Source organism: Rhodococcus sp. MEB032 (assembly GCF_030208925.1).
In the GTDB taxonomy this organism is placed as follows: Bacteria; Actinomycetota; Actinomycetes; order Mycobacteriales; family Mycobacteriaceae; genus Rhodococcus_F; species Rhodococcus_F qingshengii.
Genome location: NZ_JARVSY010000031.1, coordinates 34,649 through 57,549, shown reverse-complemented (window position 1 = coordinate 57,549; position 22,901 = coordinate 34,649). Strand labels below are relative to the sequence as shown.

24 protein-coding genes are annotated in these 22,901 nt (G+C 61.3%); 13 read left to right on the top strand and 11 right to left on the bottom strand.

The window, feature by feature from the left end; translation table 11 throughout:
• Positions 1-36 precede the first annotated feature (36 nt).
• From nox to QRN54_RS26830, 4 genes are all read left to right on the top strand, one after another.
• The gene (gene nox / locus QRN54_RS26845) at positions 37-1,248 is read left to right on the top strand and encodes a 4,4'-dithiodibutanoate disulfide reductase (protein WP_161121374.1); all 1,212 of its coding nucleotides are present in this window, start codon (positions 37-39) and stop codon (positions 1,246-1,248) included.
• Between the two features lie 131 nt (positions 1,249-1,379).
• Positions 1,380-2,387 (top strand): thioredoxin-disulfide reductase, encoded by a 1,008-nt coding sequence (gene trxB, locus QRN54_RS26840; protein WP_003942521.1) that lies wholly within the window; start codon positions 1,380-1,382, stop codon positions 2,385-2,387.
• A gap of 38 nt (positions 2,388-2,425) precedes the next feature.
• Entirely contained in the window at positions 2,426-2,749 is a 324-nt protein-coding gene (gene trxA, locus QRN54_RS26835) for a thioredoxin (protein WP_003942530.1), read from the top strand.
• 128 nt (positions 2,750-2,877) lie between these two features.
• The gene (locus QRN54_RS26830) at positions 2,878-4,068 is read left to right on the top strand and encodes an N-acetylmuramoyl-L-alanine amidase (protein WP_003942558.1); all 1,191 of its coding nucleotides are present in this window, start codon (positions 2,878-2,880) and stop codon (positions 4,066-4,068) included.
• A 20-nt stretch (positions 4,069-4,088) separates the two neighbouring features.
• Here QRN54_RS26830 and QRN54_RS26825 read toward each other — a convergent pair whose 3' ends face one another.
• The 4 genes from QRN54_RS26825 to rsmG form a co-directional block, all read right to left on the bottom strand.
• Positions 4,089-4,772: a hypothetical protein gene (locus QRN54_RS26825; RefSeq protein ID WP_003942495.1), complete on the bottom strand. Its 684-nt coding sequence runs from the start codon at positions 4,770-4,772 to the stop codon at positions 4,089-4,091.
• A 255-nt stretch (positions 4,773-5,027) separates the two neighbouring features.
• Positions 5,028-6,068, bottom strand: coding sequence for a ParB/RepB/Spo0J family partition protein (locus QRN54_RS26820; RefSeq protein ID WP_003942563.1), 1,041 nt, complete (start codon positions 6,066-6,068; stop codon positions 5,028-5,030).
• A 1-nt stretch (position 6,069) separates the two neighbouring features.
• Entirely contained in the window at positions 6,070-7,071 is a 1,002-nt protein-coding gene (locus QRN54_RS26815) for a ParA family protein (RefSeq protein WP_003942510.1), read from the bottom strand.
• An 81-nt stretch (positions 7,072-7,152) separates the two neighbouring features.
• Entirely contained in the window at positions 7,153-7,833 is a 681-nt protein-coding gene (gene rsmG, locus QRN54_RS26810) for a 16S rRNA (guanine(527)-N(7))-methyltransferase RsmG (RefSeq protein ID WP_019746204.1), read from the bottom strand.
• Between the two features lie 700 nt (positions 7,834-8,533).
• On the opposite strand from rsmG, the gene QRN54_RS26805 reads away from it, so the two are divergent.
• Positions 8,534-8,896, top strand: coding sequence for a hypothetical protein (locus tag QRN54_RS26805; RefSeq protein WP_003942456.1), 363 nt, complete (start codon positions 8,534-8,536; stop codon positions 8,894-8,896).
• Between the two features lie 70 nt (positions 8,897-8,966).
• On the opposite strand, the gene QRN54_RS26800 is transcribed toward QRN54_RS26805, so the two are convergent.
• The 7 genes from QRN54_RS26800 to rpmH form a co-directional block, all read right to left on the bottom strand.
• Positions 8,967-9,458, bottom strand: coding sequence for a DUF6301 family protein (locus tag QRN54_RS26800; protein ID WP_161121377.1), 492 nt, complete (start codon positions 9,456-9,458; stop codon positions 8,967-8,969).
• 255 nt (positions 9,459-9,713) lie between these two features.
• Positions 9,714-10,040 carry a hypothetical protein gene (locus QRN54_RS26795; RefSeq protein ID WP_054781443.1) on the bottom strand — a complete coding sequence of 109 codons (327 nt, stop codon included), beginning with the start codon at positions 10,038-10,040 and terminating at the stop codon, positions 9,714-9,716.
• A 119-nt stretch (positions 10,041-10,159) separates the two neighbouring features.
• On the bottom strand, positions 10,160-10,723 hold the full coding sequence (locus QRN54_RS26790; protein WP_003942504.1) for a Jag family protein: 564 nt from the start codon (positions 10,721-10,723) through the stop codon (positions 10,160-10,162).
• A 20-nt stretch (positions 10,724-10,743) separates the two neighbouring features.
• Positions 10,744-11,850 (bottom strand): membrane protein insertase YidC, encoded by a 1,107-nt coding sequence (yidC, locus tag QRN54_RS26785; RefSeq protein ID WP_003942570.1) that lies wholly within the window; start codon positions 11,848-11,850, stop codon positions 10,744-10,746.
• A gap of 4 nt (positions 11,851-11,854) precedes the next feature.
• Positions 11,855-12,235: a membrane protein insertion efficiency factor YidD gene (gene yidD, locus QRN54_RS26780; protein ID WP_007729147.1), complete on the bottom strand. Its 381-nt coding sequence runs from the start codon at positions 12,233-12,235 to the stop codon at positions 11,855-11,857.
• Entirely contained in the window at positions 12,232-12,612 is a 381-nt protein-coding gene (gene rnpA, locus QRN54_RS26775) for a ribonuclease P protein component (RefSeq protein WP_003942450.1), read from the bottom strand. The genes yidD and rnpA overlap by 4 nt, the downstream gene beginning before the upstream one ends.
• 26 nt (positions 12,613-12,638) lie before the next feature.
• Positions 12,639-12,782: a 50S ribosomal protein L34 gene (gene rpmH / locus QRN54_RS26770; RefSeq protein WP_003942540.1), complete on the bottom strand. Its 144-nt coding sequence runs from the start codon at positions 12,780-12,782 to the stop codon at positions 12,639-12,641.
• Between the two features lie 780 nt (positions 12,783-13,562).
• On the opposite strand from rpmH, the gene dnaA reads away from it, so the two are divergent.
• The 8 genes from dnaA (at position 13,563) to QRN54_RS26730 (ending at position 22,724) form a co-directional block, all read left to right on the top strand.
• On the top strand, positions 13,563-15,125 hold the full coding sequence (gene dnaA, locus QRN54_RS26765; RefSeq protein ID WP_003942491.1) for a chromosomal replication initiator protein DnaA: 1,563 nt from the start codon (positions 13,563-13,565) through the stop codon (positions 15,123-15,125).
• A 585-nt stretch (positions 15,126-15,710) separates the two neighbouring features.
• Complete coding sequence (gene dnaN, locus QRN54_RS26760; RefSeq protein ID WP_007729165.1) at positions 15,711-16,895, top strand: DNA polymerase III subunit beta; 1,185 nt, start codon at positions 15,711-15,713, stop codon at positions 16,893-16,895.
• 44 nt (positions 16,896-16,939) lie between these two features.
• The gene (gene gnd / locus QRN54_RS26755; protein ID WP_030536719.1) at positions 16,940-17,848 is read left to right on the top strand and encodes a phosphogluconate dehydrogenase (NAD(+)-dependent, decarboxylating); all 909 of its coding nucleotides are present in this window, start codon (positions 16,940-16,942) and stop codon (positions 17,846-17,848) included.
• Complete coding sequence (gene recF / locus QRN54_RS26750; protein WP_285183437.1) at positions 17,849-19,078, top strand: DNA replication/repair protein RecF; 1,230 nt, start codon at positions 17,849-17,851, stop codon at positions 19,076-19,078. It abuts the gene before it with no gap.
• Positions 19,071-19,616 carry a DUF721 family protein gene (locus QRN54_RS26745; RefSeq protein WP_003942471.1) on the top strand — a complete coding sequence of 182 codons (546 nt, stop codon included), beginning with the start codon at positions 19,071-19,073 and terminating at the stop codon, positions 19,614-19,616. Before recF ends, QRN54_RS26745 begins: the two co-directional genes overlap by 8 nt.
• 124 nt (positions 19,617-19,740) lie before the next feature.
• Positions 19,741-20,652, top strand: coding sequence for a metal-dependent hydrolase (locus QRN54_RS26740; protein ID WP_003942578.1), 912 nt, complete (start codon positions 19,741-19,743; stop codon positions 20,650-20,652).
• Complete coding sequence (locus tag QRN54_RS26735) at positions 20,652-21,773, top strand: PDR/VanB family oxidoreductase (protein ID WP_285183463.1); 1,122 nt, start codon at positions 20,652-20,654, stop codon at positions 21,771-21,773. The genes QRN54_RS26740 and QRN54_RS26735 overlap by 1 nt, the downstream gene beginning before the upstream one ends.
• Positions 21,774-21,800: 27 nt before the next feature.
• Positions 21,801-22,724 carry an alpha/beta fold hydrolase gene (locus QRN54_RS26730; protein WP_007729179.1) on the top strand — a complete coding sequence of 308 codons (924 nt, stop codon included), beginning with the start codon at positions 21,801-21,803 and terminating at the stop codon, positions 22,722-22,724.
• Positions 22,725-22,901 lie beyond the last annotated feature (177 nt).

Below are 22,901 nucleotides of genomic sequence, written 5' to 3'. Positions count from 1 at the left end.
GCATCGTAAAGATCAGGCCGCCGCAGGAAGTTGAAAATGACCACAGCGCCCACACCGTCGATATTCGAACCCGCACGTCTCGGCCCTCTGACCTTGCGCAACCGCATCGTCAAAGCTGCAACGTTCGAGGGCGTCATGCCCCGGGGAGCGGTCTCGGACGATCTGATCAACTTCCACGCCGAGGTGGCCCGCGGCGGGGCCGCGATGACCACTGTCGCCTACTGCGCCGTCTCACCAGGTGGACGAGTCCACCGCGACACCCTTGTCATGGACGAGCGCGCGCTGCCGGGACTACGCAGACTGACCGACGCCGTCCACGCCGAAGGCGCACTTGCTGCGGCGCAGATCGGCCACGCTGGACTGGTCGCCAACACGCTCTCCAACAAGACGAAGACTCTGGCGCCGTCGACCCGGCTGAGTCCGCCCGCGATGGGCCTCGTCAAGGGCGCGACGCTCGCCGAACTCGACGGTGTCGTCTCCGACTTCGAACGGACCGCTCGCGTCGCCGTGGACGCAGGATTCGACGCCATCGAGGTCCATCTCGGCCACAACTACCTCCTCAGTTCGTTCATGAGCCCCAATCTGAACAAGCGCCACGATCGATACGGTGGCAGCGTCGCCAAGCGCGCCGAGTATCCGCGTCGAGTCGTCGAAGCGGTGCGACGGGCCGCTGGATCCAGCGTGGCGGTCACCGCGAAATTCAACATGTCCGATGGGGTGCCGAAAGGTCTGTGGCTCGACCAGAGCCTGCCGATCGCCCAGATCCTCGAAGCCGACGGCCACCTCGACGCGATGCAATTGACCGGTGGTAGTTCACTTCTCAACGGAATGTACTTCTTCCGCGGCGAGGTCCCACTGGCTGAGTTTGTCGCCTCCCAACCCAAACTCGTCGGGTACGGGCTGAAGTTCTACGGTCCCAAACTCTTTCCGACGTACCCGTTCGAGGAGGGCTTCTTCCTGCCCTTCGCCCGTCAGTTCCGACAGGCGCTGAGGATGCCACTGATCCTGCTCGGCGGCATCAACCGCGTCGACACCATCGAGCACGCACTGGATGAAGGATTCGAATTCGTCGCCATGGCGCGTGCGCTCCTCAGGGACCCACAACTGGTCAACAAATTCCAAGCCGAGAGCGTCGACGAGGGGTTGTGTATCCACTGCAACAAGTGCATGCCCACCATCTACACCGGCACACGCTGTGTGGTTCGGGACGCGCTGGTGGTTCGGGAGGCACCGCGCCCCGCCCAGTGAGTCCCGCGCTGTGAGCTGCCGGCTGTGAGCCACTTTCCAGCGGAGTGCGGGAACAACACCCCTTATCCTGGTGTTGATCGGTACGGCTCTCCAAGAAGCGGAGGGTCTGCACTCACTATTGGAAGGCTCGCATGACCACCCAGCTGGAAAACACGCCCGCGGTCCATGACGTCATCATTGTCGGTTCCGGACCGGCCGGATACACCGCTGGTGTCTACACCGCGCGCGCTGAGCTCCAGCCCCTGCTCTTCGAGGGAACCCAGTTCGGTGGCGCCCTCATGACCACCACCGAGGTCGAGAACTTCCCCGGATTCCGCGAAGGAATCATGGGCCCCGACCTGATGGAACAGATGCGTGAGCAGGCACTTCGCTTCGATACCGACATCCGCACCGAGGACGTCGAAGAGATCGATCTCAGCGGCCCGATCAAGACGGTCGTCGCGAACGGCGAAACGTACGCCGCGCACGCGATCATCCTCGCCATGGGCGCGGCAGCCCGTTACCTCGGCATTCCCGGTGAAGAACGCCTCCTCGGCCGCGGTGTCAGCGCCTGCGCCACCTGCGACGGCTTCTTCTTCCGTGACCAGGACATCGTCGTGGTCGGCGGCGGCGACTCCGCGATGGAAGAGGCAACCTTCCTGACCCGCTTCGCTCGCTCGGTCACCCTGGTGCACCGCCGCGAGGAATTCCGCGCCTCACGGATCATGCTCGAGCGCGCCAAGGCCAACGAGAAGATCCGCTTCCTGACCAACGCGGAGCCCGTCGAGGTCCTCGGCGAGAACAGCGTCACCGGGCTCGTCGTTCGTGACACCGTCACGGGTGAGACCTCCACACTCGAGATCACCGGCATGTTCGTCGCCATCGGCCATGACCCGCGCAGTGAGCTCGTCAAGGGCCAGGTCGATCTCGACGACGCCGGATACGTGCGCGTCGCTCCCGGTTCCACCGCGACCTCCGTCGACGGCGTCTTCGCTGCCGGTGACCTGGTCGATCACACGTACCGCCAGGCGATCACCGCTGCCGGCACCGGATGCTCCGCAGCAATCGACGCCGAACGCTGGCTGGCCGACCGCGGCGACATCACCGCCAACACGCTCGACGCAGCCGGCCACACGGTCGACGTCGTCGGCGCTCCCTGATTCATCAAGCTGTCGAACCCAACCCTCGAGGAGTAACAGTGTCGAATACCGTCACCATCACCGACGATTCCTTCAAGCAGGACGTCCTGGGCAGCGACAAGCCCGTTCTGGTCGATTTCTGGGCAACCTGGTGCGGCCCGTGCAAGATGGTCGCCCCGGTACTCGAGGAGATCGCCGGTGAGAACAGCGAGAAGCTGACCGTCGCGAAGCTCGACATCGACGCCAACCCGGCGGCCGCCCGCGATTTCCAGGTCATGTCGATCCCGACGATGATCCTGTTCAAGGACGGCAAGCCGATCAAGACGATCGTCGGCGCCAAGGGCAAGGCCGCACTGCTCAAGGACCTCGCAGACGTTCTCTGACGGCTGGATGAGCATCGTGGATTCTCGCAATCCACAGAATTTCTGAGATAATCGATCGATGTGCCTGATCGGGTCTACGACCAGGCACATCGATCGAATTCGTTAACCGATCCGAGAGGCTTTCACGCATGCACAGACTCCGACACGGCGATCACGGCCCGGCCGTCGCCGAGATTCGGGGCACATTGACGAAGCTGGGATACCTCCATCACGGAACTTCCGGTATTCGACGTGAAAGCGCCGACGGTGCCCACTGGGTTGCACCCGACGCCATCTTCGATCATCAACTCGACAGCGCCGTTCGCGCCTTCCAGCAGCAGCGTGGGCTCCTTGTCGACGGCATCGTGGGCCCGGCCACCTATCGGTCACTTCGCGAGGCCTCGTACCGCCTGGGCGCCCGTACGTTGATTTACCAGCTTTCTGCGCCGCTGTACGGCGACGACGTCGCAGCTCTGCAGGCCAAACTGCAGGACCTCGGCTTCTACGCAGGTCGGGTCGACGGTTTCTTCGGCCCGCAGACCCACGAATCTCTCTCGTCTTTCCAGCGTGAAATCGGGATCGCCGCCGACGGTATCTGCGGACCGCAGACACTCCGTTCGCTGGAACTTCTGGGAACCCGCGTCACCGGTGGTTCCCCACATGCGATCAGCGAAGAGGAACTGGTGCGGCGCAAGGGCCCGCAACTGGGCGGCAAGCGCATCGTCATCGATCCAGGCCTCGGTGGTCCGTCTACCGGCACTATCGTCAACGGCATCTCCGAAGCCGACATCCTGTGGGATCTGGCTATGCGCCTCGAGGGGCGGATGGCAGCAACCGGGATGGAAACCTTCCTCTCCCGCCCGCACAACGCCGATCCGAGCGAGGCCGAGCGCGCGCTGACGTCCAACGCATTCGACGCCGATCTGATGATCTCCCTGCGCTGCGACAGCAACTCGAGCCCGTCGGCGAACGGCGTCGCGAGCTTCCACTTCGGAAATTCGCACGGTTCGGTCTCGATGATCGGGCAGGTGTTGACCGGTTTCGTTCAGCGCGAGATCGTTGCGCGAACTCCGTTGCGGGACTGCAGAACTCACGGTCGAACGTGGGAGTTGTTGCGCCTGACCAACATGCCGACGGTACAGATCGATCTCGGCTACCTGTCCAACGCGTCCGACGTTGCGGTACTGACGAATCCGCGGATGCGTGACACCATCGCCGAAGCCATCTTGATCTCGGTCAAGCGGCTGTACCTGCTGGGTCAAGACGATCAGCCGACCGGCACCTTCACCTTCGCCGAGCTTCTCGCAGAAGAACTTTCGGTAGCCGACCGCATTTCGTAGATCCTGCGGTCGGCACCAGCTCACACTCTGGCGAGTTCGCTGATCTCCACCATTTCGAGAGCTGCGGCCTTCAGTAGACGGTCGAGGGCTTCTTCGACGTCGACTTTCCATTCGTGATCTCGATTGAGTTCGAGACGAAGCCGCGGATAGCGATGGTGCGGTGCCACGACCTCGAAACCGTAGTCCTCGAGGAACTCGGCACTGATCATGCATTCTGCGGGTGAACATTCCAGAGCTGCCGTTGCACTGGCCACGTCGGAAGCTGGCCCCAAGTCGCCGCTACGGATACCGAATGCCTCGAGCGCACGAACTCCTCGTCGGACCAGATCTGTCACGACAGCGGCCAGCAGGCTCGGCCCTAGTTCTTCCTCTATGCCCGAGGGCTCGAGGCGAAGGCTTGTGAGAAGCACTGCGTCCGAGCTGACCGGGCTGGTGGGAAACAGTTGCGCGCGCGGGATCATGCGGGGAGGGGCGTACAACGCACTGCCGAGCGGCTTTCCGTCGCGGACGGCGACCTGTCCGCACGAACCCCACTCGAGCATGACCATCGACAGCCAGGCTTCCTTCTCGAATTCCTGATCACAGAATCCTCGGGCGTCATGAAGCGCGCCCGGGTCCATCTCCCAGAACACGCATCGACGCGCATGGGCGGAAAGCTGATCGAGGCTGTCGAGTGTGAGAGAGGTGATGACGTGAGTCGACACTGACTAACTCACTCTCCGTAGGTCCCCGAAGCGGTTTTGATGTTCGCCCGCCGCTTTTTTCTTCTCCAGGATAGGCCAGCTGTACCGAGTCGGCAGTGGCGCGAGAGTTGATCGCTCTAATGTATTGCTGTTCAACATCTTTCGTCCCGGTTCAAGATTTCGAGAAGGTCGGACCACCTAAATTCGTCACAGTGACGAAAATAGGTGGTGTGCCCGGTCATCGTCATTACGTCACCAAACGGGCATCCGAGTTCACTACGTCGATTTCTGCGCTTCCATCATTCCGACGATGCGTTGTAGGTCGTCGACCGAGCCGAATTCGACCACAATCTTTCCCTTCCGCTTGCCCAGACTGACAGTCACCCGAGTGTCGAACGAGTCCGACAACCGCTCGGCCACATCCTGCAGACCCGGCATCACGATGGGCTTGCGCTTCTGTGGGGGAGCGATCTCATTATCCGCCCGGTTGGCCAGAGTGACTGCTTCCTCCGTCGCGCGAACAGACATTCCTTCCGCGACGATGCGCGCCGCCATGACCTCCTGAGCGTCGGCACCCGCCTCGAGGGACAGCAGTGCGCGAGCATGGCCGGCCGAAAGTACACCGGCCGCAACGCGACGCTGAACCGCCACCGGCAGCTTCAGCAGACGAATCATGTTGGTCACGACGGGACGCGAACGTCCGATCCGATTGGCCAATTCTTCGTGGGTGACTTCGAACTCCTCGAGCAGCTGCTGATACGCCGCTGCCTCCTCGAGGGGGTTCAACTGCACTCGATGGATGTTCTCGAGGAGCGCGTCGCGCAGCATCGAGTCGTCATCTGTTTCACGAATGATCGCCGGAATCTTCTCCAGCCCGGCTTCCTGGCTCGCGCGCCAGCGACGCTCACCCATGACAAGTTGGTACTTGTCACCGTGACGACGGACCACGATCGGCTGCATCAAGCCGAACTCGCGGATCGAGTGAACCAACTCCGCGAGTGCTTCCTCGTCGAAAACGCTGCGAGGCTGCTTCGGGTTCGTCTCGATCAGGCTCGGTTCGATCTCGAGATAGACCGCGCCGGTCGGCTCGAGTTCGGTCTCCGGCTCAGCTTCCACCGGAGCCTTCGCAGCCGACGCCTTGGTGGCTTTCGGCGTTTTCGGGGCCGCCTTGGTCGGTGGGGGAGGGGAGGGGTTGCGCTTGTCGACGCCGATTACGACGTCCGCTGCAGCCGATCCCAGACCCGGCGCCGTGGCCGGCCCAGTGGGGATGAGAGCAGCCAAGCCGCGGCCCAATCCACCTTTGCGTGCTTGACTCATCTCACTGCTCCTGGGTCGTCGTGGTGGCAGAGCGGGCGGCAAGTTCACGGCCGGCGTCGAGGTAACTCATGGCGCCACGTGAACCCGGGTCGTAGTCGAGAACTGTCATCCCGTATCCGGGAGCCTCGGACACCTTCACGCTGCGCGGAATCACAGCGCGCAGAACGGCCTCACCGAAGTGCTTGCGTACTTCTTCGGCGACCTGGTCGGCCAGCTTGGTGCGCCCGTCGTACATCGTCAGAAGGACGGTGGAGACATGCAGATCCGGGTTGAGATGAGCCTGGACGAGTTCGATGTTGCGGAGCAACTGACCGACCCCCTCGAGGGCGTAGTACTCGCACTGGATCGGGATCAGAACTTCCTTGGCAGCGACCATCGCGTTGACGGTCAGCAGTCCCAGCGAGGGCGGGCAGTCGATGAGGACGAAGTCGACGTCAAGCTCTGCGAGCACCTTGTCGTTGAGCGCGCCTTTGAGTCGATTCTCGCGGGCAACCATGGAGACCAATTCGATCTCGGCGCCCGCCAGATCGATCGTTGCCGGGATGCAGAGAAGGCGCTCACTGTGCGGGCTGGTCTGGATCGCCTCCGGGGCCTTCACTTCGCCTATGAGCAGCTCGTAGCTCGACGGGGTGCCCGAGGTATGGACGACGCCCAGAGCGGTGCTGGCGTTGCCCTGAGGGTCCAAATCGACCACAAGGACAGTGAGCCCTTGAAGAGCGAGCGCCGACGCAAGGTTCACCGTGGTCGTCGTCTTGCCGACGCCACCCTTCTGGTTCGCGATGGTGATCACGCGGCGGAACGCCGGCTTCGGCAGCGTCACCGAATGGGGATGAAGCACTTGGCTCGCTCGATGCGCGGCCGCCCCGATGGGGGTCTCCTCCGAGGAGATCGCCGCGTAGGGGGCGGTGAAATTGTCGTCGTCGTTGACGATCTGATCCGCACCCGCACTCGTGTGCTGCTTCGGTGTTTCACGTGAAACGGCGGATTCAGATCGACCCGACATTGACTGCTCCTTCGATTGGGAATCGATCACTAGGTGCTCTCATCATCTGTACATTGCTCTCGATTGCATGCGTGTAAATCATCAACGCTGGCGGCGCTTCGGGAGACGTTCGGCCTTCACCACAACAGTGGGGGTGCGGAGAATCTTGGCTCCGCATTCGAGTATTTCCAACTTACCTGCGCCCAACTTGGTGAGCGCCGTACGGTCTCGCTCGATCTCCTCGGCGGCGCTCGAACCCTTGAGTGCCAACATCCGGCCGTGCTCGTGAATGAGTGGGAGGGACCAACGTGCGAGCTTCTCGAGAGGCGCCACAGCTCGCGAGGTGACTACATCCGCGCCGCCCGCTTCCTTCACAACACCCGATTCCTCGGCTCGCCCTCGGACAACCAATACGTCCAATCCGTTGGACTCGATGAACTCCGCGAGGTACACCGAGCGTCGAAGCAACGGTTCGACGAGAGTCACCTTCAAGTCCGGGCGGGCGATCGCGAGAGGGATTCCGGGTAGGCCGGCACCGCTTCCTACGTCCACAACCGACTCACCTTCGGCGATCAGTTCACCGATCACTGCGCAATTGAGAAGGTGACGCTCCCATAGTCGGGGAACCTCACGGGGACCAATGAGCCCGCGCTCGACACCATCCGTTGCCAGGGATTGGTAGTACCGTTCCGCGATCTCATATCTGTCACCGAACACTGCGCGCGCAGTCTCTTGTTCGTCCCAGTCAACCGACGCCGCACCATTCTGTTCCACGTGAAACATCCTCCCGCGTAAACCGCGAAATCAACAATCAAGACTGAAATCATTATCCGCTCTGGAGACGACATGTGTTCGCTTCTGCACACCGACTCGCTGTGAGTCTGCCGACTCGTTCATTCTTTGGGAAGTATTCGGCCCAAAATTCAAGCGGGGGAGGGGAGGGGTTCACGTTCCACGTGAAACATTGCGCTGAAAATTCTTCCAATTCTGACGCGTTTCACGTGAAACATAGCCGGGCGATCGAATGCAGATAGGAGCGCAATTCTTAGTATCATCACAGTGACGAAACTGCCATGGGTAGTTACATGGATGGAATTCTGACCCAAAAAGACCAATTTTCGATGAAAAAGTCGTTGCAAAAGATCGCCGACGTCGGACTGCAGAACGGACTCGGTCGGTCTGACGCAATCTGTTGTGCGACGCGGATGAGCTTCGAGTCCAAGTCCCGGACAGCATCGTTATCTCATCGCCGGTTGTTGCGAGCCATACATCCGTCGGCTTGACACTCCTGTTGCGGGACGCCGGAGGCTTGGCATCACAAACCGCGAATCCAAGGAGCTTCGCATCACAGGATGCGCATGGAGAGTTCGCCTTCGATGTGGATACCGGTGTCGGCGGGAAGATCAAAGTCGAGCAGGGGACCTGCCCGATGCGCAGGATGAATTCCTGCGCCTAGGCTCTGCGCGATTAAGATCCGCGCTTGGTGCGGGAGTTGTTGGACGGCAAGGACTACCTGTTGGTGCATACCGAACCCGGAACCAACAAGATCACCGCTTACGAGTTCGATCCGGGCACAGCGAAGTCCTTCCACCTCGAACAGTCCGGATCCGCCCTCATGACGAGACCAGCAGCAGGTGTGGGCGCGACGCCGATCGCACACCCCGCGAGTCAACCGAACTCAAGGCGGTCCCATGATTACCCCGACGCGGTCCGCAGTGTATGGACCGGAGCCCGTGTAGGCGATGTCGATTCCGGTTTGCTTGGCAAAGTAGTCGCCGCCGATCTCACCCCGAAGCCCGCAACAACATCATCGACTTTGCGTGGCGACGAAGCCCATTCGATGTGAGTGGTCCGATTCGTGTGAGGAGCGCGCAAACCTGTTTCCGCACCGGATGCGATCTCGCCGACCTCGATCGCTAGTCCTCGTCCTCGTACTCCGGTTCGGGCTCATCCACCCATGCCTGATATCCCGGACTCGTCAGATGCAGGTGGATCGCACTGACACCCAGGTTCAGTGTAATGACCGCTTTCGGCAGATCCCACCGGATAGTTGCCTCAGGTCCGGGTTCGGCGCTCGTGGCTGTCCCCAGGAGTGCGGTAAATGCCACATCGAGGTTCGTGAACCCCTCGACCAGCAACGGGCGCACCACTGTCATGGGCGTAGCATCATCTGCCACGTCCGAGACGAAGATCGAGATCCAATCCATTCTGTGTTGCCGCCCGAACATTATCGATTCGGGCCGACCGACACGGAGGCCGGTCCGAATCGAGGCGCCGGTTTGATCCAATTCAACGAGCTCCCATCCAGCCTGTGCGCAGAAGGGTTCCAGGTCGTCGACGGACCAGGTCCAGTCAAATTCTGCGGCGAGGCGGGCAATCCGGGTGGCGCCTTCGATGTCGACGTGCATGTGCGGATGCTACTTCCTTCGTGATCGTTGTTGACGACGCCCCAATCCGGGGGCCGTCGAAGTGAGGGCTCGCGGGTTGTCGGTCATCGGATGCCAGCGCCGAGGTGGCGACCTTGCCAGCAGGCCTGACGACGTCAGGTCGGGGATCCATTGTGGTGGCAATCTGAGTCGGAGTTCGAGGGCTCGGGCAACAACCATCGATCCGGTTTCACGTGAAACGAAGGCCGACTATTCGGTCTGGGGGAGGGGAGGGGCTCACATGTAGTACGGCATGTTGTCGATCGAATATCCGAACATGCACAGTGCACCCCCGACGAACAAGAACGCAATCGCGAAGCTGAGCATGACCGGTCTTCCGGATCGCCATGCCAGTGCAAGTGGAATGAATACGACGGCGACTACTCCCAGCGGCAACAACCAGCAGAGCCAATACTTCAGACCGCCCGGCGGAAAGGACTGGACTTCCATCTTCTGCTGTAGTTCGAAGACCACGGGCCAATAGCTCAGGCCGCACACGAGCATCCCTATCAAGGCCCCAAGGGTCATCAATCTGAGAGAGAATCCGGACCGCTCGTTGGACATGTCGACAACGATAGGCAGACCTTCACCGTGGCGCCGGATTCGGTTTCACGTGAAACACTCTCGGACACAAAAGCGGGCCCCGGAAAATCCGGGGCCCGCATTCGATCAGGGGGGGAGTGTCAGTCCTTGAGGACAACCACTCGACGAGACGGCTCAGCGCCTTCGCTCTCGCTGGAAACACCGGCGACCTTGGCGACGGCGTCGTGCACGATCTTGCGTTCGAACGGCGTCATCGGAGCAAGCTCTTCGCGTTCGCCGGTCTCGAGAACACGCTGTGCAGCTTCCGCACCGAGAGCACTGAGTGCCTCGCGCCGGCCCGCACGCCACCCGGCGATGTCGAGCATCAAGCGGCTGCGCTCTCCGGTCGACTGCTGAACTGCCAGACGAGTCAGCTCCTGGAGAGCATCCAGAACCTCACCCTTGCGTCCCACGAGCTTGGTCAGGTCGTCGCCGCCGTCGATGCTGACGATCGCCCGATCGCCCTCGACGTCAAGGTCGATGTCTCCGTCGAAATCGAGAACGTCGAGCAACTGCTCGAGGTAGTCGCCGGCGATCTCGCCCTCTTCGATCAGGTCGTCATCGGAATCGTCGATGTCTACATCCACATCGGTAACCGGCGCAGTGGTCTCGGTGCTCACGTCTGCGTTCTCTCCATCCACAACGATGTCAGCTTCACTGGACATTGGTCGTTCTCTTTCCTGGATCAGCGCCGTTTATTGCGCTTGGGGGAGTTGCCGCGGTTGCTCTGTGGCCGGTTCTGTTTCGGTTTCGACGTGGAACCACCACTGGAACCCGAGGGCTTCGGCTGTGGCTTCTTGAGCGAAACTTCCGGGGCGTCACCGTCGTCGTCGGCTGAATCCGCGGTCTTCAGCGCAGCCGGAGATCCCTTCTTCTTGCTGGGATCGGGACGGGCACCGGGCTTGGGCGCATTGTCGTTGCGGCGAGTGATCGCTTCCTGCTTCTTGGCTTCTTCTTCCGCGTCGATCTTGCGGAAGACGAGGTGCTGCTGACCGTAGGTCCAGATGTTGTTCGACACCCAGTACAGGAGGATCGCGATCGGAAGGAACGGTCCACCGACCAGAACACCGAGCGGGAAGACGTACAGGGCGAGCTTGTTCATGATCGCGGACTGCGGGTTCGCGGCAGCTGCTTCGCTCTGACGGGCAACAGAAGCGCGTGAGTTGAAGTGCGTCGCGATGCTGGCGATGATCATCAGCGGAGCGGCCACGAGGATGATGTTCAGCCGTGACGGAAGCTCGGGAACGTTCTCGGTGACGTAGGCCTGAAGCTGCGCAACCGGCGTCGTGATCGCGGCCGAGATGGGCGCGCCGAACAGACGAGCATCCAGGAACGACTGGACGTCAGTGGCCGAGAAGACGTAGTTCGGGGTGTTGAGGTTGTCCTCGGCGCTCATGCCCAACTGGCCCATGCCGGTGCCGGTGCGGTTGAACGAGCGCAGGACGTGGAACAGACCGATGAACACCGGAGCCTGAGCCAAGACCGGGAGACAGCCCATGATCGGGTTGAATCCGTGCTCCTTCTGGAGCTTCTGCATCTCGACGGCCTGGCGCTGACGGTCGCCCGAATACTTCTTCTGCAATGCCTTGATCTGTGGCTGCAGTTCCTGCATCTGACGCGTCGTGCGGACCTGCTTCACGAACGGCTTGTACAGAACCGCACGCAAGGTGAACACCAGGAACACCACGGAAAGCGCCCAGGCTATTCCGTTGTCCGGGCCGAGAATGAACCCGAAGACCTTGTGCCAGACCCACAGAATCGCGGATACCGGATAGTAGATGAAATTGAGCACGGCTCTAAGTACTCCTCTGTTCGTCCGTCGGACTGTGACACGCTGCGCGTGCTTCCGGACAGCTATGGCGGCTACCCGCATCACGGTCACGACGGGCAGGGACAGGGTCCCACCCTCCAGAATGCCAGGGGGCACACTTCGCCAACCGCACCACAGTCAAGAAAAGGCCTTTGATCGCCCCGTGAGTGCGCAGCGCTTCGACTGCGTATTCACTGCAGGTGGGGGTGAACCGGCAGGTCGGCATCCTCAAGGGCGACACATACGTCCGGTACAACTCGATACAGAAGATGAGAACGGTGGCGGGAGCGCGACGCACAGCCTTCAACACCGTGATGACACGGGAGGCTCTGGGAGTCTCGATCTGCTCAGAGAGCGGAGTACTCATGGCTCTTCACTTACCGACACCAATAGGTTCATTTTGGTCAGGCCCCCGCGCAACTGCTTGGCCAGTTCGGCTGAACTGGCGGTAGCTGCACCCGGAAGTGCGCGGATAACCACGTCTGTCTCCGGTGAAACCTGTCCGACGAAATCTGCACAGATATGACGAAGCCGGCGTGCGACTCGATGTCGAATCACCGCCGGCCCGACAGCCTTGCTCACGATCAGCCCGAACCGGGGACCGTGATTTGTTACTACCAGCGCCTCTACTTGCTCGCGATCGAACGCGTGCACGACAAGGTCGCGTCTTCCCATACGACGTCCACGTCGCACCGCCACGGAGAAATCCGCGTGGCGACGCAACCGGAACGGCTCAGGCAACACCCCGAGCTCCTGAACTCGAAATCAGATCAGGCGGTGAGGGAATCGCGGCCCTTACGGCGACGCGCCGAAACGATTGCACGACCCGCACGGGTACGCATACGAAGACGGAAGCCGTGAACACGCGCGCGGCGGCGATTATTCGGCTGGAACGTCCGCTTGCCCTTGGCCACGGTCAACACTCCTCGAAGTTCATTGACGCCTCCCGGCGTCATTCAGTGATCGACGCCTTACGGCGCCTTTGGATCCAACAGGTACAGAACAATCAACTTCACTCGTTGTGGCTTGGAAGACCGATCCGACCTGACATATGTAGCCAGCACGAAGCGATCACCACCAGCGGGTGACCGTTCGAGGTTACTTACCACCGTTGCCAAGGTCAAACCAGCCCGATTCGGAGCCCTCCCGCGGCAACCACGGCGACACGCCGATACTTACATCATTCCGCAGATTCCATTCACAGTGTGCATACGGCCGTGACCTCGAGCGAGGCGACAAGTGTGACCTTGGCAACAGTTCCGCTACGGACTGCAGGTGACCCGAAGGCAACCCGGACAGTTCCACTGGCGCATGCTCTCGACAAGGCCTCATCAGCACATACGGGCACGAGCGCCGGACGCGACCCCGAATCCCGAGTTTCCACATTCATCCACAGGGCTGTGAGTGTTGACGCATCCCCGACACCAAGTGGCGAACGCCTCGAGTTCCGACAAAGTTGCAGGTAGATCAATTTCTCGATCACTTTGACGAATTTGGTTGACGAAAAAACCGACTCAGTGCAGGTTTGTCCACATCTGTGGATAATTGTGTGGAAACACAGCCCAGGTGGCATATTCGTAGCCTGTTACGGGGTTCTCACCCCGGGTGGTAATCCACCGAATCATTCGACGCCGCAGCCATACGCTCGGCAGCTGCAGCACACCCACTGTCGGCGAAACACGGGAAGGAACCACGTGAACGACGATCCCAACGCGCTCGCACGGGTCTGGGTCGACGTGGTTGCAGAACTCACGAGTGATGACCCCGGAAGTAATCTTCCGGCTTTGAGCAGCAAGCAGAAGGCATTTGTCCGTCTGGTGAGGCCTCTCACACTTGCTCAGGGTTTTGCACTCCTCTCGGTTCCATCGCCATTTGCTCAAGAGACGATCGAGCGCGATCTACGCGAGCCGATCCTGCAGGCACTCGGACGCCACCTCGGCGGCCAGGTCGAGGGACTCGGTGTCCGCATCGCACTCGAAGACGATGCCGACGCACCCGCCGAACCGGTCGAGGAGCGCACGGGCAGCCGTCAGTTCGAGTCGGTCAACTCATCGGGCGCATACCGTCGGCGCAGATTCACCGAAGGCGACGGCGAACCTTCGGACTCCGAGACTGCCGAGACCGAAGAAGTCGACGACGACCGCGAAGCACTCGCGAGCGTTCACGAATCGTGGCCGTCGTACTTCACGAAGCCGCCCGCTACTCCTTCTGCTTCGGGGTCCGGCGCCAACAGCCTCAACGCGAAGTACACCTTCGACACTTTTGTGATCGGATCGTCCAACCGATTCGCTCATGCCGCTGCCGTCGCGATCGCGGAGGCGCCGGCGCGTGCCTACAACCCCTTGTTCATCTGGGGAGCTTCGGGCCTGGGCAAGACGCACCTTCTTCACGCCGCCGGCCATTACGCACAGCGACTGTTCCCCGGCATGCGGGTCAAGTACGTCTCGACCGAAGAATTCACCAACGACTTCATCAACAGTCTTCGTGACGACCGCAAGGTCGCGTTCAAGCGTCGCTACCGGGAAACGGATGTCCTGCTGGTCGACGACATCCAGTTCATCGAAGGCAAGGAAGGTATTCAGGAGGAGTTCTTCCATACCTTCAACACCTTGCACAACGCGAACAAGCAGATCGTCGTTTCCTCGGACCGTCCGCCCAAACAGTTGGCAACCCTCGAGGAGCGTCTGCGGACGCGCTTCGAATGGGGCCTGATCACCGACGTTCAGCCGCCTGAGCTCGAGACGCGTATCGCGATTCTGAGCAAGAAGGCGAGGATGGATCGCCTCGAGGTCCCGCACGACGTCCTCGAGTTGATCGCCAGCCGTATCGAGCGCAACATTCGTGAACTCGAGGGCGCGTTGATCCGCGTCACCGCTTTTGCCTCGCTCAACCGCCAGCCGTTGGATCTGACGTTGGCCGAGGTGGTCCTGCGCGATCTGATGCCCGATTCGTCGAGCCTCGAGATCAACGCGGCGACGATCATGGCGGTGACGGCCGAATACTTCAACATGTCGATCGACGACCTGTGTGGGCCGGGTAAGGCCCGGCCACTCGCTCAGGCCCGCCAGATCTCGATGTATTTGTGCCGTGAGCTCACTGATTTGTCCTTGCCGAAGATCGGTCAGACGTTCGGCCGTGACCACACGACGGTCATGTACGCCGACAAGAAGATCCGTAAGGAAATGACGGAACGCCGCAAGGTGTACGACCAGGTTCAGGAGTTGACCGCAAGGATCAAGCAGCGCTCCAAGCGTTGACCTGCACTTATTTCGATCGATGCCGCTCGAGGCAGAGGTTCCCTCGAGCGGCATCGGTGTATTCGAAGGGTTCCACGTGCGGTCCCCTCGAGGGGCGGTTGTCCACCTCGAGGGACGACACGCCGGAGTCAGACACGCCGATGAGAACAAACTCTTCGTTTCTTGTGAAAAGTATTCACATCTGTGGATAAGTGTGTTGATAACTCCGAAAGTCTGTGGAGTTCTCGAGGAGGAATCCGAAAACTTTCAGAGAGTGCACAGTGGGGGTCGATTGGTCCTCGAGTCTGTCCTCGAGAAGTGCACAGGCCCTCGAGGGGACCTACCAGCGTCGACAACCGTTGCTCCACAGATTGCACAGGACTTATTACTACTACTGAGAATTTCCTAGGAAAAGCTCTTTGAAAATAGTTCTGGGGACAACTCCTGTTGAGAACCTCGCCTCAGGCTGCGCTCGCCGCGGCTTCGGCTTTCCACTTGCGCCCTCGAGGGCATACGGTGGGCATCGCTTGGTCTGTGTCAGACTTCAAGTGAGCTGATGCAGATCCGCAGCAGACGAACATGCCTACCGAGAGGAATAACCCGGCGATGGAGCTTGGAAGCCTGAAGTTTCGCGTTTCCCGGGAAGAGTTCGCTGATTCAGTAGCGTGGGTTGCTCGTAGCCTGCCCTCGAGGCCGCCTGTGCCGGTTCTCGGCGGAGTTCTTCTCGACGCAACCGAAGCCGGCCTCACCGTTTCCGGGTTCGACTACGAGGTATCTGCGCAGGTCCGCGTCTCGGCAGATGTCACGACTGCAGGTCAGGCACTCGTCTCCGGTCGCCTCCTCGCAGATATCACCAAGTCGCTTCCCAACAAGCCGGTCGATGTGACCCTCGAGGGCACTCGCGTGCTCATCTCGTGCGGAAGCGCCAAGTTCTCCCTGCCCACGATGCCGGTCGAGGACTACCCCCAGCTTCCGACGCTTCCGCAGCAGTCCGGGTCCATTCCCGTCGACCTGTTCTCCGAAGCCATCAGCCAGGTAGCCGTTGCAGCCGGCAAGGACGACACCCTTCCGATGCTCACGGGTATCCGTGTCGAGATCGAACAGAATTCGATCGTCCTCGCTGCTACCGACCGCTTCCGTCTCGCTGTTCGTGAACTCGAGTGGACTCCGGCCAATCCCGACGTCCAGGCTGCTGTTCTCATCCCGGCCAAGACTTTGTCCGAGTCCGCGAAAACGCTTGCCGGCAATGCAAATTCGCCGGTCGAGTTGGCTCTCGGTTCCGGTACGACCATCGGAAACGACGGACTCCTCGGCATCGTCAACGACGGACGCCGCACCACGACGCGCCTCCTCGACGCCGAGTTCCCGAAGTTCCGTCAGTTGCTGCCTGCTCAGCACACCGCGATGGCAACGGTCGAGGTCACGCCTCTCATCGAAGCCATCAAGCGTGTAGCACTCGTCGCCGAGCGTGGCGCACAGGTTCGCATGCAGTTCTCCGCTGACGGCCTGCTCCTCTCTGCGGGTGGCGACGACGCCGGCCGCGCGGAAGAGACGCTCAACGCGTCGTTCCAGGGCGAAGCACTCACCATCGCGTTCAACCCCGGTTACCTGATCGACGGGTTGAACTCGCTTCACAGCGAAAACGTTCTGTTCGGCTTCACCACTCCCAGCCGTCCGGCTGTTCTTCGCCCCGCGGCCGAGGAAGAGCCCACGGCAGACGAGTCCGGTAACTTCGCTGCGCCCTCGAGCGAGTACACGTACCTGCTGATGCCGGTTCGCCTTCCGGGCTGAGTGGAACCCCGCACTTCAGTTCGCGCCTGACCAGGGAGAACAGTATGAAGATCGGACTCGTAGGTCTCGGCAAGATGGGCTTCAACATGCGTGAGCGCTTGCGCGCGCATGGCCTCGAGGTGATCGGATACGACCCTCGACCGGAAGTCACCGATGTCGGGTCACTTGCCGAACTCGCTGCTTCCCTCGAGGGACCTCGAGTCGTCTGGGTGATGGTTCCGGCCGGTGACATCACCCAGAGCACCATTGCCGAGCTGGCGGATGCCCTCGAGGGTGGCGATCTGGTCATCGACGGTGGGAACTCGCGTTACACCGACGATACTGTCCATGCCGAGCTTCTGGGCGCCCGTGGGATCGGTTTCCTCGACTGCGGTGTCTCCGGTGGCATCTGGGGCCGTGAGAACGGATACGGCCTGATGGTGGGCGGATCCGAGACCGACGTGGCGAAGGCAATGCCGATCTTCGACGCTCTGCGCCCCGACGGCGACGCTGCAGACGGCTTTGTCCACGCCGGCCCCGTCGGTGCTGGTCATTACGCGAAGATGGTGCACAACGGCATCGAATACGGCCTGATGCAGGCGTATGCCGAGGGGTACGAGCTCCTCGAGGCGGAAAGCCTGATCGCGGACGTTCCGGGCGTGCTCCGAGCTTGGTCGAAGGGAACCGTCGTACGTTCGTGGTTGCTCGATCTGCTTGTCGACGCCCTCGAGGAGGATCCGGAGCTTGCGCAGATCACGGGCTATACCGAGGATTCCGGTGAGGGCCGCTGGACGGTCGAGGAAGCTATCAAGCACGCGGTCCCCGCTCCCGTCATCTCGGCTGCTCTGTTCGCGAGATTTGCTTCACGACAGGATGATTCACCGGCCATGAAGGCGGTGTCGGCCTTGCGTAATCAGTTCGGTGGTCACGCGGTCAAGAGCGCTTCGCCCAAGAATTCGGCTTCTGGAAGCTAAGTGTTCGTTCGTAGATTTTCGCTGCGGGACTTCCGATCCTGGGATTCGCTGACGCTTGACCTCACGCCGGGAACAACCGTGTTCCTCGGTTCCAACGGGCACGGTAAAACCAACGTGCTCGAGTCGCTCGGGTATCTGTCGACGCTGTCGTCACATCGAGTGTCCGCGGATGCACCGATGATCCGCAGCGGTTCCGCCCGTGCCTTTGCCGGTGCAACGGTGGTCAACAATGGGCGCGAACTGACCATCGATGTCGAACTGATCGAGGGAAAGTCCAACCGCGCCAGGATAAATCAGTCTCCGACGCGTCGTCCGCGGGAAGTGCTGGGGATTCTGCAGTCGGTGATGTTCGCGCCGGAAGATCTGTCGTTGGTTCGCGGAGATCCTGGTGATCGTCGACGCTATCTCGACGAGTTGTTGACGTCCCGGATACCCCGAATGGCTGCTGTCCGTGCGGATTACGACAAAGTTCTGCGTCAGCGCTCAGCCCTACTCAAAACTGCCGGTGCGGCTTTGCGTCGCGGTTCTCGTGGTGGCGAGTCCGACAACGTCCTCTCCACCCTCGAGGTGTGGGACGGGCATCTGGCCGCTCACGGCGCACAATTGTTGGCCGGGCGCCTCGAGTTGGTCCATGATCTGGCGCCGCATCTGGCGGAGTCGTATCGTTCCATCGCACCCGAATCCCGGCCGGCGTCGATTCGATACAAGAGCAGTCTGGGGTCCTCGTTGGATCCCGAATTCACCGATCCTGCAAGGATTTCCGGTATCGACGACGTTGCATACCTCGAGGAGAGATTCCATCTCGAGTTGGCGCAGATGAGGTCGAAGGAAATCGATCGCGGAGTGTGTCTGGTCGGTCCGCATCGGGACGACCTGGAGCTGATTCTCGGCGACAGTCCGGCGAAAGGTTTTGCCAGCCATGGTGAATCGTGGTCTTTTGCGCTTTCGCTGAGACTGGCAGGTTTTGCTCTGTTGCGCGCGGACGGCAGCGACCCGGTCCTGATGCTCGACGATGTCTTCGCGGAATTGGACCGTCGTCGCCGTCGTGCGCTCGCCACCGTTGCCGCCACCGCAGAACAGGTACTGATCACAGCTGCTGTTCCCGAGGACGTACCGGACGAACTCGAGGCGGCCAAGTTCGGCGTCGAAGCCTCCGATACCGGAGACGGTCGGATATCCCGGATAGTGCCCGTAGGCTCGACGGATCAGGAGGTCGAGTTCGATGACTGAAGACAGCAGCGCGGCCCCGGAGCCCGAGCTCAAGGGGATCGATCTGGCGCGCCGTGCCCTCGAGGAGGCACGCGCGACGGCAAAGGCCAACGGCAAGGCCGTCGGGCAGGGGCGATCGTCGCCCAAATACGGAAGTGGCCGACCGCGTCGACGCAGCGGTTGGTCCGGCCCCGGCCCGGATGCGCGGGACCCTCAGCCGTTCGGCGCTCTCACCAGCGCTATCTCCAAATCGCGTGGGTGGTCCCCCAAGGTGTCCGAGGGCACGGTCCTCGGTCGGTGGCCGCAGGTCGTCGGAGAAGACATCTCCGCGCACGCCGAGCCGATCTCTCTGAAAGAAGGTGTTCTCAGCATCTCCGCCGAGTCGACGGCGTGGGCTACCCAGTTGCGCATGATGCAGTCCCAGATTCTGGCCAAGATCGCTGCTGCCGTCGGTGACGGCGTCGTGAAGACACTGCGGATCACCGGTCCGAGTGCGCCTAGCTGGCGCAAGGGAGAAAGGCATGTGAAAGGCCGCGGACCTCGCGATACGTACGGCTGAGGAAAACTCAACCAGGCCCTGGTTCTACCTATTACTTCGTGTTACAGTTAAAACTCGCTAGTGAGTGAACTGTGTCACAAGGCTGTCGTTCCCCACCGATCGGCAGGCATGAAGGAGTAGCTAGATGTCGCAGAAGATATCGACACCCGCTTCGTCGTTCGCCGAGCCGGATCACATCCTGTTGCAGGCTCGCAATGTCGAGTTCGACTGGTCCGATCTGCCCATGCACTGGATTCCGGGCGATCCGTTCAGCACACACGTTCTCAACGTGCTCCATCTGCTCCTCCCTGCCGGTGAGGAATGGTTTGTCGAGACCTTCAAGGAAGCTCTTCCCCTCATCGAGGACGAGAAGCTCCGTGAAGACGTCGTCGGATTCATCGGCCAAGAGGCGATGCACTCCAACGCGCACTCGGGCGTCCTGGTCCATCTCAAGGAGAACGGCCTCGATCCGACGCCGTACACCCAGCAGATGGAATGGACCTTTTCGAAACTGCTCGGACCGCGTCCGATGACAGGACTGCGTGCCGAGAATCACCTGGTGGAGCGCTTGGCGATCATCGCGGCAATCGAACACATCACGGCTTTTCTCGGCGACTGGGTGCTCAACGCCAAGGGACTCGACAAAGCCGGTATGCACCCGACCATGCTCGATCTGCTCCGCTGGCACGGTGCCGAGGAGGTAGAACACCGCTCCGTCGCGTACGACGTGATGCGCTACTTCGACAAGCGCGAGACACGCCGCATCCGAACCCAGATCGTCGTCACGCCGGTACTGGTGTGGCTGTGGATTCGTGGCACCAGGTTCCTGATGCGCAACGATCCCGAACTTGCCGCTCAGGCCCCCAGCCGTCGACGCCCCCACCTGTCCGATTTCATCGCGGCGGGTAAGCGAGGCACAGTTCCCACGTCGTTCGAGCTGGCCAAGCGGATGTCGACCTACTTCAGCAAGTCGTACCACCCCAGTAAAGAGGGCTCGACCGCCCAGGCGGTGCAATACCTGGCGTCGTCACCCGCAGCCCAGGCGGCCGCACGGTGATTTCACTCTCGAGGGTCAAGGACGTCATCTCCGGTCACGACGGGTTGCCGCGTTTTCCGGCTCCACCCGATCTGTCCGGGAAGAACCGTCCCGACCGCGCCATGCGCATCACGGAGTTGTTGGCGGACAAGTACCTTCGCGTGTTGACGGCCTATGACTACAACCCCGATATCGCGGGCCACAACCCTGACACGGCCATGAACATGGTGGTCAGCAAGCGTGAGGTGGTGGCGACTGACGAGAACGTCGTTCGCCTGCGCTTCGAATCCGCGGACGGCTCACCGATTCCGCCGTGGCATCCGGGTTCGCACCTGGACTTCCATCTACCTTCGGGTCTTCGGCGTCAGTATTCGTTGTGCGGTGACCCGGGCGATCGCACGGGATACAGCGTCGCGGTGCGCCGGATCCCCGACGGCGGTGGCGGTTCCATCGAGATGCACGCTCTCCAGCCTGGTGAGCACGTCACGGTACGCGGACCACGCAACGGCTTCCCGTTTGTCGGAGAAGGCAGCGCGTTGTTCGTCGCCGGCGGCATCGGTATCACGCCGATCATCGCAATGGTCCGTGCGGCAAGAGAATTGGGGATGGACTGGTACTTCGTGTACTCGGGCCGCTCCCGTGAATCCATGCCGTTCCTCGACGAGATCGCAACCTGGGATCCCGAGCGTGTCTTCGTGCGCCCGGACGACGAGTTCGGATTGCCCACCACCACAGACCTTCTCGGACGAGCGCCGGTCGGCGGCGCCGTGTACTGCTGTGGCCCGACGCCGATGCTCGATGCCGTCCGCCGCGGTTTCCGCGATACACCCTCCACCGCTTTGCATTTCGAGCGGTTCGGGGCTCCGCCGGTGATCGACGGCAAGGAATTCGAAGTGCAGCTTGTCAATTCGGGTCAGGTACTCACCGTGCCCGCCGACGAGTCCGCGCTCGACGTCATCAAGAAGACATTGCCCGGTGTCGGGTACTCGTGTCAGCAGGGTTTCTGCGGAACCTGTCGTGTGAAGGTACTCGCGGGTAAACCCGATCACCGCGAAAGGCGTCTGACCGACACCGAACAGGATACGGAGATGCTCATCTGCGTATCCCGTTCCGACGGTGGACGTCTCGTTCTCGATCTCTAGATATTCCCGACTCCGAAGGGTTCGACAATGTCGAAGCACTCTCCTGTCCATGCCGTGACCGCGCGTCGCGTGACCAACGGTTCCGTCAGCCTGGCCGTGTTCGAGCAGGGCAAGGCAGACGGCGAGACCATCGTCCTGGTGCATGGTTGGCCCGACACCCATGAACTGTGGAACCGCATCGTGCCTTTGCTGGCAGACGACTTCCGCGTCGTCAGCTACGACAGCCGCGGGGCCGGTGAGAGCACAATCCCCTCGAGGGTGCAGGACTACCAACTGAGCGCACTGGCCGGCGATCTTTTTGCCGTCATCGACGCGGTCAGCCCGGGCAAGCCGGTGCACGTCCTCGCGCACGACTGGGGATCCGTCGAAACGTGGGAAGCGGTCTGCGAGCCGGGTGCCGAAGAGAAGATCGCGTCGTTCTCGTCCATCTCGGGCCCCAATCTCGATCATCTCGGCAAGTGGATCCGGGCGAGCGCGTCCAAGCGTCGTTTCCTCGGCCCGGCGGCGCAGGGAATTGCGTCGGCCTACACCGTTCTGTTCCAGATTCCCGGCCTGTGCACCCTTCCGTTGCGTCTGTGGTTCTCCAAGCACTGGCCGGCATTTCTGGGCTTCTTCGACGGTCTGGACCCCCGTGTGGTCAACACCGCGCCCACCATCGCCGACGACATGGTGAACGGACTCAAGCTTTATCGCGCGAACATCCGGCCGTCTCTCGGCAAGCCGCGGGATCGGTACACGGACGTGCCTGTTCAGCTCATTCTGAACAAGTACGACAAAGCCGTTCGTCCGGTGGGATACGAAGACACCGAAAAATGGGTCTCCGACCTGCAGCGACGTGAAATTGCCGCGGGACACTGGTCGCCGTTTTCACATCCGGGCGAGGTTGCCGAACATGCGCGGGCATTTATCGCGAGCCTGAGAGAGCGTCGCTCGGAGAAGCAAAGTTCCTAGCGTTTCACCTTCCGGGGATCGTAAAAATTCGTCTGCGGCGCAGCCAGGGGTGTCATTGGCCGCTTCTAGTCGGTGCTTACCAGTAAGATGGTCAACGGTAACTAGCGGCAACATTCTCGAACCCGCTCCGACGACACCCGCAAGGGCTTGCTGACGGCTGCGCTCGAGTATTGACGG